Annotated in this window: 15 protein-coding genes and 1 pseudogene; 1 reads left to right on the top strand and 15 read right to left on the bottom strand. The window is 70.1% G+C overall.

Annotated elements, in window-relative coordinates; genetic code table 11:
* Positions 1–107: 107 nt before the first annotated feature.
* From IEZ21_RS08775 to hisI, 12 genes and pseudogenes are all read right to left on the bottom strand, one after another.
* Positions 108–836 carry a VIT1/CCC1 transporter family protein gene (locus IEZ21_RS08775; protein ID WP_189321282.1) on the bottom strand — a complete coding sequence of 243 codons (729 nt, stop codon included), beginning with the start codon at positions 834–836 and terminating at the stop codon, positions 108–110.
* Positions 837–1,019: 183 nt separating this feature from the next.
* Positions 1,020–1,991, bottom strand: coding sequence for a prolipoprotein diacylglyceryl transferase (lgt, locus tag IEZ21_RS08770; RefSeq protein WP_189321281.1), 972 nt, complete (start codon positions 1,989–1,991; stop codon positions 1,020–1,022).
* A 111-nt stretch (positions 1,992–2,102) separates the two neighbouring features.
* A complete protein-coding gene (locus IEZ21_RS08765; protein WP_189321280.1) occupies positions 2,103–2,876 on the bottom strand; it encodes a DsbA family protein in 774 nt (257 codons plus the stop codon).
* Positions 2,877–2,981: 105 nt separating this feature from the next.
* Entirely contained in the window at positions 2,982–3,797 is an 816-nt protein-coding gene (trpA, locus tag IEZ21_RS08760) for a tryptophan synthase subunit alpha (protein WP_189321279.1), read from the bottom strand.
* Positions 3,794–5,086 (bottom strand): tryptophan synthase subunit beta, encoded by a 1,293-nt coding sequence (gene trpB, locus IEZ21_RS08755; RefSeq protein WP_033318034.1) that lies wholly within the window; start codon positions 5,084–5,086, stop codon positions 3,794–3,796. The genes trpA and trpB overlap by 4 nt, the downstream gene beginning before the upstream one ends.
* 337 nt (positions 5,087–5,423) lie before the next feature.
* Positions 5,424–5,654, bottom strand: a pseudogene (gene trpM / locus IEZ21_RS48600) (tryptophan biosynthesis modulator TrpM); the annotation flags it as partial.
* 247 nt (positions 5,655–5,901) lie between these two features.
* Positions 5,902–6,711 carry an indole-3-glycerol phosphate synthase TrpC gene (gene trpC / locus IEZ21_RS08745; RefSeq protein WP_189321278.1) on the bottom strand — a complete coding sequence of 270 codons (810 nt, stop codon included), beginning with the start codon at positions 6,709–6,711 and terminating at the stop codon, positions 5,902–5,904.
* A gap of 222 nt (positions 6,712–6,933) precedes the next feature.
* The gene (locus IEZ21_RS08740) at positions 6,934–7,368 is read right to left on the bottom strand and encodes a DUF2752 domain-containing protein (RefSeq protein WP_189321277.1); all 435 of its coding nucleotides are present in this window, start codon (positions 7,366–7,368) and stop codon (positions 6,934–6,936) included.
* A gap of 164 nt (positions 7,369–7,532) precedes the next feature.
* The gene (locus IEZ21_RS08735) at positions 7,533–7,763 is read right to left on the bottom strand and encodes an HGxxPAAW family protein (protein ID WP_033318037.1); all 231 of its coding nucleotides are present in this window, start codon (positions 7,761–7,763) and stop codon (positions 7,533–7,535) included.
* Positions 7,764–7,900: 137 nt separating this feature from the next.
* The gene (locus IEZ21_RS08730) at positions 7,901–8,542 is read right to left on the bottom strand and encodes a TIGR02234 family membrane protein (RefSeq protein WP_189321276.1); all 642 of its coding nucleotides are present in this window, start codon (positions 8,540–8,542) and stop codon (positions 7,901–7,903) included.
* Between the two features lie 52 nt (positions 8,543–8,594).
* Positions 8,595–10,085 (bottom strand): anthranilate synthase component I, encoded by a 1,491-nt coding sequence (locus IEZ21_RS08725; RefSeq protein ID WP_189321275.1) that lies wholly within the window; start codon positions 10,083–10,085, stop codon positions 8,595–8,597.
* Between the two features lie 11 nt (positions 10,086–10,096).
* Positions 10,097–10,555, bottom strand: a complete 459-nt coding sequence (gene hisI / locus IEZ21_RS08720; RefSeq protein WP_373302190.1) for a phosphoribosyl-AMP cyclohydrolase — start codon at positions 10,553–10,555, stop codon at positions 10,097–10,099.
* Positions 10,556–10,629: 74 nt separating this feature from the next.
* On the opposite strand from hisI, the gene IEZ21_RS08715 reads away from it, so the two are divergent.
* Positions 10,630–11,265 carry a TIGR03085 family metal-binding protein gene (locus tag IEZ21_RS08715; protein ID WP_189321274.1) on the top strand — a complete coding sequence of 212 codons (636 nt, stop codon included), beginning with the start codon at positions 10,630–10,632 and terminating at the stop codon, positions 11,263–11,265.
* A gap of 66 nt (positions 11,266–11,331) precedes the next feature.
* Here the strand turns inward: IEZ21_RS08715 and IEZ21_RS08710 are convergent, their stop codons facing one another.
* The 3 genes from IEZ21_RS08710 to hisF form a co-directional block, all read right to left on the bottom strand.
* Positions 11,332–11,706: a hypothetical protein gene (locus IEZ21_RS08710; protein ID WP_189321273.1), complete on the bottom strand. Its 375-nt coding sequence runs from the start codon at positions 11,704–11,706 to the stop codon at positions 11,332–11,334.
* Complete coding sequence (locus IEZ21_RS08705; protein WP_033318043.1) at positions 11,703–11,921, bottom strand: hypothetical protein; 219 nt, start codon at positions 11,919–11,921, stop codon at positions 11,703–11,705. Before IEZ21_RS08705 ends, IEZ21_RS08710 begins: the two co-directional genes overlap by 4 nt.
* Before the next feature lie 67 nt (positions 11,922–11,988).
* Positions 11,989–12,744: an imidazole glycerol phosphate synthase subunit HisF gene (gene hisF / locus IEZ21_RS08700; protein ID WP_189321272.1), complete on the bottom strand. Its 756-nt coding sequence runs from the start codon at positions 12,742–12,744 to the stop codon at positions 11,989–11,991.
* Positions 12,745–12,760 lie beyond the last annotated feature (16 nt).

Below are 12,760 nucleotides of genomic sequence, written 5' to 3'. Positions count from 1 at the left end.
CCTCATTGCCCGCAGCGCTTACGGCTCATGCCCAGTGGTTAAGGATTCGAAACCGCCGAGTAACAGTTACTTATGCAGCCCAATGCATAGAACCCTCAGCCGATCCATCATACGGCCGCACCGAACAAACTGCCCAGGGCGTACGTCACACCCGCCGCGGCACCGCCCAGAGCGAGCTGCCGCAGCCCGCTGTACCACCAGGAACGCGCGGTCACCCTGGCCACAACCGCCCCGCACGCGAAGAGCCCGAGCAGCGCCAGCAGCACCGCCGGCCACAGCGCGGTCGCACCGAGCAGATACGGGAGTACGGGCAGCAGGGCGCCCAGCGCGAACGAGCCGAAGGAGGAGGCGGCGGCCACGGCCGGCGAGGGCAGGTCGCCGGGGTCGATACCCAGCTCCTCGCGCGCGTGGATCTCGAGGGCCTGCTCGGGATCCTTGGACAGCTGCCCGGCCACCTCGCGGGCGAGCTCCGGGGTCACACCCCGGCCTTCGTACAGCTTGGCGAGCTCGTGCTCCTCATCCTTGGGATGCTTGCGCAACTCCCTGCGCTCCACGTCGAGTTCGGCCTCGACGAGTTCGCGCTGCGAGGCGACGGAGGTGTACTCGCCGGCCGCCATGGAGAAGGCGCCGGCGGCGAGTCCCGCAAGGCCGGTGAGAACGACGGTCTGGTGGGCGACGGCACCGCCCGCCACACCCGTCATCAGCGCCAGGTTGGAGACGAGACCGTCCATCGCGCCGAAGACCGCGGGACGCAGCCAGCCACCGTTGACGTCCCGGTGGGTGTGGTTGTCGCGGTGCGCTTCGTGCAGGCTCGCTTCGGTCTCGATGATGGCCACGCCGGTTCCCCCAGAGAGCTTTGCTGGACTGATTCCACGTCTTGACCACATCAAAAGTACGCCGGGAATTTCGCCCCTGCCAGCAAGGAAGGCCGTACTTACCCTGCGCTTTTGCGCGATGTCGGCATGACGAAGGGGGCGCCCCGAGCAACCGGGGCGCCCCCTTCGACGTACAAACCGATGTCAGGTCTTCTTGGCCGACTCGGCGTCCTTCACGTCGGACTTCGCATCGGAGGAGTCAGAAGAGTCAGAGGACTCCGCGACGTCGGCCTTCTTGAACCCCTTCGCCGACTCCTCGCCGGAGGCCTCCGCGTCGCCCGCCGGACCGTCGGCGACAGCCGCCGGCTCGACGACCTCTTCCCGGCCCGGCCGCCTCTTGGCCGACAGCACGATGTAGAGGACGGCGAGGAGGAAGACCACGATCGCGGTCCAGTTGTTCAGGCGCAGCCCGAGGAATTCATGGGCCTCGTCGACGCGCATGTACTCGATCCAGAACCGGCCCGCGCAGTACGCGGCGACGTACAGCGCGAACGCCCGCCCGTGCCCGAGCTTGAAGCGCCGGTCGGCCCAGATCACGAGCAGCGCTACGCCGATGCACCACAACGACTCGTAGAGGAAGGTCGGGTGGTACGTGCCAGGAATGCGCCCGTCGTCCGAGGACGTGATCTTCACTGCCCAGGGCAGGTCCGTGGCCCGCCCGTACAGTTCCTGGTTGAACCAGTTGCCCCAGCGGCCGACGGCCTGCGCGAGAGCGATGCCCGGGGCGACGGCGTCGGCCCAGGCGGGCAGCGGGATCCCGCGGCGACGGCAGCCGATCCACGCTCCCAGGCCACCCAGCGCGATGGCGCCCCAGATACCGAGGCCGCCCTCCCAGATCTTGAAGGCGTCGACCCAGTCCTCGCCCTCGCTGAAGTAGAGCTGGTAGTCCGTGATGACGTGGTACAGCCGGCCGCCGACGAGACCGAACGGCACCGCCCACACGGCGATGTCGGCCACGGTGCCGGACCGGCCGCCGCGGGCGATCCACCGTTTGTTTCCGAGCCAGACGGCCAGAAAGACGCCGATGATGATGCAGAACGCGTAGCCGCGCAGCGGAATGACACCGCCGAGTTCGTACACTCCGCGCGACGGGCTGGGGAAAGAGGCAAGTTCCATGGCAGGGTCGACGCTACCCTGCCGGGCGGGAAGTGCGGCAACCCGCCCGGGCTACGGCTCCATAACGGGATGACGGGCCATGGGCCCCAGGCCCCGAAACCCGCGCCGACGCTACGACTTGTCCGACTCCTCGATCATCCGCTTCAGCTTCGCCGGGGTCATCGCCCGGTCCTGGTAGATGTTCTTGCCGTTCAGCAGCACCGTCGGCGTGCCCTGGAAACCGCCGGCCTGGAAGGCCTTGTTGGACTTGGCGACCCAGCTGTTGTGCGTACCGTCCTCGACGCACTTCCGATACGTGGGGGTGTCGAGTCCGTCGACCTTGCCCGCCAGCTCGATCAGCTTGCCGTTGTCGGCGAACTCGTCGCTCGTCTCCGGAGGCTGGTTCTGGAACAGCACGTCGTGGTACTCAGGGAACTTCCCGGCGTTCTGAGCGCACGCCGAGGCGTTGGCGGCGCGCAGGGAGCCGCTGCCGCCCATGTTCCCGTCGATCAGCGTCGCGAGGTGGTACTCGACCTTCAGCTGTCCGGAGTCCGTCAGCTCATGGATCGTCGAGCGGTACGCGTCCTCGAAGCTCTTGCAGGCCGGGCAGCGGAAGTCCTCCCACACGGTGAGCGTCGATCTGGCGCTCTCCTTGCCCACGGGGATGGCGGGACTGTCGCCGCCGGTCGCCTTCGAGGGCGCTCTGACCGGGCCCTCGGGATCTGCCTTGCCGTTGCCCGCGTTCGCGGCCAGGGTGCCGATCACACCCGCCAGTGCCAGTACGCAGACCACGGTGGAGCTCACGATCAGCGCACGGCGGCGCCTCTCCCCGGCCTTCTGCTTCTCTCGCTCGGCCGCCAGCCGCTCGCGGGCGGTGCGCTTTCCTTCACGGTTCTTCTCGCTCACATCCGGCAGAACGAACCGGGGAGGCAACAAGCGCCTCCCCGGTCCCAGGTCCACCCGTACGAGTGAGCGGATTTTCCGTTTCTCCCCCGTCTGAGGGACCGCCCGTCACGCCGTCCCGCGCACGCCCTTCGCGAGGTCCGCGGCGAGTGCGCGTACGGCCTCCAGAGCCGCCGTCTCGTCCGGCGCGTCCAGCATGCGCTTGACGAAGGCCGAGCCGACGATGACGCCGTCGGCGAAGCCGGCGACCTCGGCGGCCTGTCCGGCGTTGGAGACGCCGAGGCCGACACAGACCGGCAGTTCGGTGGTGGCCTTGGTGCGGTGTACGAGGTCCTGCGCCTGTGCGCCCACCGACTCGCGGGTGCCGGTGACGCCCATCAGGGAGGCCGCGTACACGAATCCGGAGCCCGCCGCGGTGATCTGGGCGAGCCGGGCGTCCTTGCTGCTGGGCGCGACGACGAAGACGGTCGCGAGGTCGTGCTTCTCGGCGTGCTCCCTCCAGAGGGCCGACTCCTGCACCGGGAGGTCGGGCAGGATGCAGCCCGCCCCGCCGGCTTCCGCCAGCTCGGCGGTGAAGCGCTCGACGCCGTAGCGGTCGATGGGGTTCCAGTACGTCATGACGAGTACCGGCTTCCCGGTCGCCTCGTAGGCCTCTCGGACCGTGCGCATCACGTCCGCGATCCTGACTCCGCCGCGCAGGGCGATGTCGTCGGCGGTCTGGATGACCGGGCCGTCGAGGACCGGGTCGCTGTGCGGCAGCCCGACCTCGACGACATCGGCGCCGCCGTCGAAGACGGCCTTGATGGCGGCGATCCCGCCGTCGACGGTCGGAAAGCCGGCCGGGAGGTACGCGATGAGGGCGGACCGGCCCTCCGTCTTCGCTGCCGCGAGGGTGTCGCTCAACAGCTCGATGTTGCCGCTCACTTGGCGTCCCCTTCGATCTCGGCGGTGTCACTGTCGGCATCCGCGGCGACGACGGCGTCGGCGCCCTTGTCGTACAGGCCGAAGTAACGGGCGGCCGTGTCCATGTCCTTGTCGCCGCGTCCGGACAGGTTGACGATGATCAGCCCGTCCTTGCCCAGCTCCTGGCCCACCTCCAGGGCACCGGCGAGCGCGTGCGCGCTCTCGATGGCCGGGATGATGCCCTCGGTGCGGGACAGCAGGCGCAGGGCCTGCATGGCCGCGTCGTCGGTGACGGCGCGGTACTCGCCGCGGCCGCTGTCCTTGAGGTACGAGTGCTCGGGGCCGATGCCCGGGTAGTCGAGCCCGGCCGAGATCGAGTACGGCTCGGTGATCTGGCCTTCCTCGTCCTGGAGGACGTAACTCCTCGAACCGTGCAGGATGCCCGGCTCACCGGCGGTGAGGGTGGCCGCGTGCTCGCCGGTCTCGATGCCGTGGCCGGCCGGCTCGCAGCCGATGAGGCGTACGTCCGTGTCGGGGATGAACGCGTGGAAGAGGCCGATGGCGTTCGAGCCGCCGCCGACGCAGGCGATGGCGGCGTCGGGGAGACGACCGGCGCGCTCCAGGAGCTGGCGCCGGGCCTCGACGCCGATCACCCGGTGGAAGTCGCGCACCATGGCGGGGAAGGGATGCGGGCCTGCCACGGTCCCGAACAGGTAGTGCGTGTGCTCGACGTTGGCGACCCAGTCGCGGAAGGCCTCGTTGATGGCGTCCTTGAGCGTCCGGCTGCCGGACTTCACGGCGATGACCTCGGCGCCGAGCATGCGCATACGGGCGACGTTGAGGGCCTGCCGCTGGGTGTCGATCTCGCCCATGTAGATGGTGCACTCGAGGCCGAAGAGGGCGCAGGCGGTGGCGGTCGCGACGCCGTGCTGGCCGGCTCCGGTCTCGGCGATGACGCGGGTCTTGCCCATGCGCTTGGTGAGCAGGGCCTGGCCGAGCACGTTGTTGATCTTGTGCGAGCCGGTGTGGTTCAGGTCTTCCCGCTTGAGGAAGATCCGGGCGCCACCGGCGTGTTCGGCGAACCGGGGCACCTCGGTCAGGGCGCTCGGCCGCCCGGTGTAGTTGACGAGCAGGTCGTCCAGCTCGCGCGCGAACTCCGGATCGGACTTCGCCTTGTCGTACTCCACGGCGACCTCGTCCACGGCGGCGACCAGCGCCTCCGGGATGAACTTGCCGCCGAACACGCCGAAGTAGCCCTCGGCAGTGGGGACTTGACCCTCCGGGTCAGGAATGAAGAACTCGCTGGGCATGCGGTTACCTCGCAGGGGCGTGAGGCCCCAGGTCTCGAGTCTGACAATGGTCACGGTATGCCTCGGGTGGGACACCTGCGGGGGCGTCGTCACCTTCGGCGGGAGTCGGTGCCGTCCTGCGCCTCGGCGGACAGTGGCTGCCGCCTGTGCCTCCGGCGGGCTCTGGCTGCCGCCACGGGGTGGCGGTCCGCCGGAATCCGACGGTCCGAAACCACGGGGCTGGTCGCCGCCTCGGCGGGACAGAGGCGTCCAGGCGGGGCGCACCCGGTCCGTGGCGGACCGATGCGCGCCCACAGGGGACACGCCCGGGAACGAACCGGCGGAGCCTACCGGCGGCTCAGAGCTCCGAACAGAGTGGGCACACGAGGCGCCGACGCCATCGCATCCCGTTGACCTGGCCCGGCTCGTCGCCGATCACGTACCGCACCCGGCGTCCGTGGACCCGGCGGGCGGGTGCCCGGCAGCCGCGCGGGCGGCAGCCTCGGGCGAGGCGGGCGTAGGGGTCGCGGGCCGCCGTGAGGGCCTCGGCGACCGCACGGGCCCCGAGGCAGCCGGGGCGGGTGAGGCCCCGCGGCGCGAGGCCGGCCGAAGTGCCATGACCGACAACAGGGCGCGCCGCAAGGCGGTGAGCGACCGCGCATACGCCGGGGCGGGCCTCCCCGGCACGCGGGGCCGCCGCGACCGGGCGCCCTCCGAGAAGGGCCACGCCGTCACTCGGATCGTGCGGTGCAGCCGACCGTACGCGCGCCGAGTCCCCGTCGGGGCGCAGGCCCGGACGGGTGGCGGCGGCGTCGGAAACGGTGTGCACCGGAGCGTCAGCCCCGTCCGTGCCGCAGCGCGGGGTGCGCGCCCGCCGCCACCAGGTCGGAGACCGCTGCCTTCGGGTCGCGGCCCGTGACCAGGGACTCGCCGACCAGGACCGCGTCGGCACCGGCGTTGGCGTAGGCGATGAGGTCATGGGGGCCGCGGACGCCGGACTCGGCGATCTTGACGATGGTGTCGGGGATCTCGGGGGCGATGCGGTCGAACGTCGAGCGGTCGACCTTCAGGGTCTTCAGGTCGCGAGCGTTGACGCCGATGACCTTCGCACCGGCCTCCACCGCACGCTCGACCTCGTCCTCGTCGTGCACCTCGACGATCGGGGTGAGCCCGATGGACACGGCGCGCTCGATGAGGGACTCCAGGGCGGGCTGGTCCAGGGCCGCGACGATCAGCAGGGCCAGATCCGCGCCGTACGCCCGTGCCTCCCACAGCTGGTACGACGTGACGATGAAGTCCTTGCGCAGGATTGGGATGTCCACCCGGGCGCGGACGGCCTCCAGGTCGGCCAGCGAACCTCCGAAGCGACGCTGCTCGGTCAGTACCGAGATCACCGCCGCGCCGCCCGCCTCGTAGTCCGCCGCAAGCCCTGCCGGGTCGGCGATCGCGGCGAGCGCGCCCTTGGACGGGCTCGAACGCTTCACCTCGCAGATGACCTTGACGCCGTCGCCGCGCAGGGCGGCCACGCCGTCCTTGGCCGCAGGAGCCTTCGCCGCACGCTCCTTGAGCTCGTCGAGGCTGACGCGTGCCTGCCGCTCCGCGAGGTCGGCACGGACTCCGTCGATGATCTCGTCGAGCACACTCACGCGAGCGGCCCCCTTCCTGACGGTGGACGGTTGTAGCTGTCGAGCTGCTGAGCGGTTGATTCGAAGGTCGCCCGCATCAGACGAAACCGATGGTCACTGCGATGGTATCCGCAGGAGGGCTCAGCTCTCGCATCCGGTTGACGGCGGCCCCTCCCCCACCCTCGAACCAGCTTCGCACGGCTCGGACGGGAGGTGCCCCCGTACTGGGCATTCGCCAGTCGATCAAGGGTGAAGCCAGCCACCGAACGGCAGGTTCCGGACAACCGTGAAGACCAGCAACAGCGCCCCGAGCCCCCACAGGTGAACGGTCCTCAAGTCGAGGCTCAGCGGGCGGCCCCGGACCGATCGGACCGCCCAGACGATCCACAGCACCGCGAACACGAAGTACGCCACGACCGCGACCGCGTTGGCCTGGAGCGCCGCCGCGAAGTCCCCGTGCACGAAGGCGTGCGCGCTGCGCAGTCCGCCGCAGCCGGGGCAGTACACGCCCGCGTACTGGAACAGCGGGCAAGCGGGGTAGTGCCCCGGCTCGTTCGGATCCACGGCGGCGACGTACGCGAAGGCGCCGGCGACGGCCGCGAGCACACCGCCGGGCACGGCGAGCCGCCGCACCACGGATCCGGGAGGGGACGTCGCCCTCTGGCTTTCGGGGTCCACTCAACGCATTCTGCCTCGCGCACAGGAAACCGCGCACAGCAAAAGGCGGCCCCGGCTTCCAGCGCCGGTGCCGCCTTAACTCGTCGCCGTGGTGGGGGTCCCCCCGCTCTGGGGGTCCCCCAGGCCCTTAAGGCACTGGGGGAGAAGCCGAGAGTGGGGGAGGATCAGCTCTCGGAGGCCACCTTGTGCGGCGGGTGGGTGGACTTCGGCTGGCCGAGGCCCGCCGCGCGCATGGCCATGCCGACCACTCCGCCGAGGACGCAGATGACCATGCCGGCCCAGAAGCCCAGCGGGTTGGCCAGCACCATGAAGGCACCCGAGACGCAGAAACCGATGAAGACGATGATGACACCGGTCCAGGCGGCCGGGGTGTGACCGTGGTGGTTGCCCGCCATGACTTGCTCCTCGTTGCTGATTGCGTGTGTGGCTGTATGTGCCTGTGCGAGTCGCCTGAGTGAGTCGGACGCTCGAAGCCCATTGTTCCGCACGCGCGCGTGCGTGTTGATCGGGGGTCCTGCCTCCAGCAGCCGCGCTAGGCCCCCGTGGGGTCCTCGCCGCGGTCCAGCGCCTTCCACATCTCCTCGGGCCGGTCCGGGTCCGCGGCAGGCCTGGGCTTACGGGGCCTGGGGGTGCCGTCCCGCTCGTACCGGCCCGACATGGCCGGCCACAGCCGTCCGTAGCGCAGCGCGAGCAGTCCGGCGAGCAGGAGCAGCACTCCGCCCGCGGCGGCGACGTACGGCCAGGCGGTATGGCTCATGGAGTCGACGGTCGCGGCGGTGTCGCCGGAGGCCTGCGCGGCCTTGTCGTCGAGTGCGGAGCTGTCGGAGGCGCCGAGGAGGGCCGCGGCCACGGTACCCGCGCCGGAGAGCGCGAGGAGCCCGGCGACCAGGAAGCGCCCGGCGCGGCGGACGGCGAAGACGGCGACGAGGGCGGCCAGGCCCACTATGGCGAGGGACGCGGGCACACCCGTGACGTCGCTGCCCGTGGCCTTCAGCGGGAAGTCGCCGCCGGCCACCGTCGCGGTGCCCTCCGACCAGCCCTGCCGCGTGGCGAGCAGCGCCACGGCCGCGCCGAGCGCGCCGCACAGCAGGGCGATGGCAAGGCTCCGGCGGCCGGACCGGGCGGGTCCGGCGGCTTCGGATCGGGAGTGAGGTACAGCAGTCACGTACCCCACTATCGCCTGGACCCGGGGCGAACGGTCACCCGGGGCCCACGTGAGAAGTGCCCTATTGTCCGAGCCGGTTCGCCGTATGCACCGCACGCAGGACGGCCGCCGCCTTGTTGCGGCACTCGTCGTCCTCGGCCACGGGGTTCGAGTCGGCGACGACTCCGGCGCCGGCCTGCACGTACGCCGTGCCGTCCCGCAGCAGGGCCGTACGGATGGCGATGGCGGTGTCGGAGTCGCCCGCGAAGTCGAGGTAGCCGACGCAGCCGCCGTACACGCCGCGGCGGCTCGGCTCCAGCTCGTCGATGATCTGCATCGCGCGGGGCTTGGGGGCGCCGGAGAGGGTGCCTGCGGGGAAGCAGGCGGTCAGGACGTCGAAGGCCGTACGCCCCTGTGCGACCTTGCCGGTCACCGTCGAGACGATGTGCATGACGTGCGAGTACCGCTCGATGGACATGAAGTCGACGACCTCGACGGAACCCGGCTCGCAGACGCGGCCCAGGTCGTTGCGTCCCAGGTCGACGAGCATCAGGTGCTCGGCGCGTTCCTTGGGGTCGGCGAGGAGTTCGTCGGCGAGGGCCTGGTCCTCCTGCGGGGTCGCGCCGCGCGGTCGCGTACCGGCGATGGGGTGCACCATCGCGTGCCCGTCCTCGACCTTGACGAGAGCCTCCGGGGAGGAGCCCACGACGTCGAAGCCGTCGAAGCGGAAGAGGTACATGTACGGGGAGGGATTGGTCGCCCGCAGTACACGGTAGACGTCCAACGCGCTTGCCGTGCAAGGGGTTTCGAAGCGCTGGGAAGGTACGACCTGGAAGGCCTCGCCTGCCCGGATGCGCTCCTTGATGTCCTCGACGGCGACCTGGTAGTCGGGGCCGCCCCACAGCGCGGTGTACTCGGGGAGTTCGGAGGGCGGGAGCGCGGCCGGGGGCTGGGAGACGGCGCGCGAGAGGTCGGCCTCCATGGCGTCCAGGCGGGCGACGGCGTCCTCGTAGGCCTCGTCGACGCCCGTGTCGAGGTCGTTGTGGTTGATCGCGTTGGCGATCAGCAGGACCGTGCCGTCCCAGTGGTCCAGGACCGCGAGGTCGCTGGTGAGCAGCATGGTCAGCTCGGGAAGTTTCAGGTCGTCGCGCTCGCCGGGGCCGATCTTCTCCAGGCGGCGCACGATGTCGTAGCCGAGGTAGCCGACCATGCCGCCGGTAAACGGGGGCAGTCCGCTGTCGTGGACGAGGTCGTGCGGGGTGTGCAGCGCCTCGACGGTGGCGCGCAGGGCGGCCAGCGGGTCCCCGTCGACGGGAACACCGACGGGCGGGGTGCCGAGCCAGTGCGCCTGCCCGCCGCGCTCGGTGAGAGTCGCGGCGGAGCGGACGCCCACGAAGGAGTAACGGGACCAGGAGCGGCCGTTCTCGGCGGACTCCAGCAGGAAGGTGCCGGGGCGCTCGGCGGCGAGCTTGCGGTAGAGCGCGACGGGCGTGTCGCCGTCCGCGAGGAGCTTGCGGCTGACGGGGATGACACGCCGGTCGATGGCCAGCTTGCGGAACGTCTCGAGGTCCATGGCGGCTGACCTTACTGACCGAGGGACTGTACGTCGGACACGGCGTCCTCGATCAGGACGTCGGCGTCGAAGCAGGTGCGGGCGCCCGTGTGGCAGGCGGCGCCCACCTGGTCGACCTTGACCAGGACGGTGTCGGCGTCACAGTCGAGGGCGACGGACTTGACGTACTGGACGTGCCCGGAGGTGTCGCCCTTGACCCAGTACTCCTGACGGCTGCGCGACCAGTAGGTGCAGCGGCCCGTGGTCAGCGTGCGGTGCAGCGCCTCGTCGTTCATCCAGCCCAGCATCAGCACCTCCCCGGTGTCGTACTGCTGGGCGATCGCGGGGACGAGCCCGTCCGTGCTGCGCTTGAGGCGCGCGGCGATGGCGGGATCCAGGCGACTGGATGGAGAACTGTGGCGCGAAGCGCCTCGATGAGGGGCGGTGGTCGGGTGACGGGCGGGATGGGGCTTGCGGGTCATGGGAGCCATTGTGCCGCGCTCGTACGGGCCGTTCGGCGGGCGTCCACTGTCCGGACCGCGAAGCCGGTCGTAGGCTGGCAGGCATGTCGACCCATGCAAAGCGTGAACGACTTCTCCTCGCCGACCTGTTGGAGGCCTCGGGCCCGGATGCCCCGACCCTGTGCGAGGGCTGGAACACCCGGGATCTGGCCGCCCATGTGGTGGTGCGCGAGCGCCGCCCGGACGCAGCGGGCGGCACCCTGATCAAACAGCTCGCGCCGCGCCTGGACCGGGTGATGGCGGAGTTCACCGAGAAGCCGTACGAGGAACTGATCCAGCTGATCCGTACCGGCCCGCCCCGCTTCTCGCCCTTCTCTCTCAAGCAGATCGACGAGGCGGCGAACACGGTCGAGTTCTACGTCCACACCGAGGACGTACGGCGCGCGCAGCCGGACTGGACCCCGCGCGAACTGGACCCCGTCTTCCAGGACGCCCTCTGGTCCCGCCTGGAGCGAACGGCCCGCCTCGTGGGCCGCAGCGTCCCGACCGGCCTGGTGCTGCGCCGCCCGGACGGCCAGACGGCGGTGGCCCACCGGGGCACCCCGGTGGTGACAGTGACCGGCGAGCCCTCCGAGCTGCTGATGTTCACCTACGGCCGCTTGAACGAGGCCGACGTGGAACTGGAAGGCGACAAGGCCGCGATCGCGAAGCTGCACGAGACGAAGCAGCTGGGGATCTAGGCGGGGACTGATACGCGCAGGAAGGCCGCGCAACGAGCGTTGCGCGGCCTTCCTCGTCCATCCTGTCTACGCGGCCCAGTCGCGCAGCAAACGGGCCGTTTCCGTGAGGTCGGCCTCGTCGCTGCGGATGTCGGCTACGAGTTTCGCAACCTCGCCGTACGACAGCTCGAACGGCATCCCGGACTGCTCCATGTACTCCCAGGCGCAGGCGATGCCGATCGAGGCGTTGTAGTCGCTGAAGGGTCGCAGCCTCAGGGCGGTGTGCAGGAAGGTCGCCGCCCGTGCAGGGATCTCCTCGTAGTAGGGCTCGCCTGCGACACGTTCGTACCTGTGCCGTTCGGCCATGCAGTGCAACGCGCCCCAGTCGCGGATCGGCGTGTTCTGCGGGGAGACGTTCACCTGGATGTTGAGGACCCATCCGGTGTCCACGTAGAGGGTCACCGCAGGCCCTTCGGGAAGCGCTCGTCGAAGTCCGCCATGATCTCCCGGGCCTTCTTCGACGCCCCCTCGACGAACCGCTGCTTCTGCCGTCGGCGCACAACATCCTCGGTCAGTATGTCGTGCGCCAGCCGCTTGATCGCGACGCCCTGTTCCTTGGCCTCGGCGCGCAGCTCGGCCAGCTCTTCCTCGGTGAACTCGATCGTGATTCCAGGCATGCGATCACGATAGCCACGAAAGAAACCTGATTACTACCAAATTCACTACCAAGAGTGATACCTCGAACTACCGTACGGGGTGTCCCGCCCCCCGCAGCGTCTCCTTCACCTCGCCGATCCGCAGGTCCCCGAAGTGGAAGACGGAGGCCGCGAGTACCGCGTCCGCGCCCGCGGTGATCGCCGGCGGGAAGTCGGCGAGCCGCCCGGCTCCGCCACTGGCGATCAGCGGGACGGTGACATGCCCCCGTACCGCTTCGATCATCTCGATGTCGTAGCCGTCCTTCGTGCCGTCCGCGTCCATCGAGTTGAGCAGGATCTCGCCCGCGCCCAACTCGGCTGCCTGATGCGCCCATTCGACGGCGTCGATGCCCGTGCCCTTGCGACCACCGTGCGTCGTCACCTCGAAGCTTCCGGACGACGTCCTGCGCGCGTCGACCGACAGGACCAGGACCTGCCGGCCAAAGCGTTCGGCGATCTCGCGGATCAGCTCCGGACGGGCGATCGCCGCGGTGTTCACGCCCACCTTGTCCGCGCCCGCCCGCAGCAGTTTGTCGACGTCCTCGGTGGTACGGACCCCACCGCCGACCGTCAGCGGAATGAACACCTGCTCCGCCGTGCGCCGCACCACGTCGTACGTCGTCTCGCGGTTGCCCGAAGACGCCGTGATGTCCAGGAACGTCAACTCGTCGGCGCCCTCGGCGTCGTACACCTTGGCCATCTCGACGGGGTCGCCCGCGTCGCGCAGGTTCTGGAAGTTGACGCCCTTGACGACCCGGCCGTTGTCGACGTCCAGGCAGGGGATGACTCGGACCGCCAGGGTCATGAATTCACGGCTCCTC

Origin of the sequence: Streptomyces flaveus (assembly GCF_014647675.1) — a bacterium.
Lineage (GTDB): Bacteria > Actinomycetota > Actinomycetes > Streptomycetales > Streptomycetaceae > Streptomyces > Streptomyces flaveus.
The sequence above is the reverse complement of the archived record's forward strand: the minus strand, read 5'-3'. Positions and strand labels throughout refer to the sequence as shown.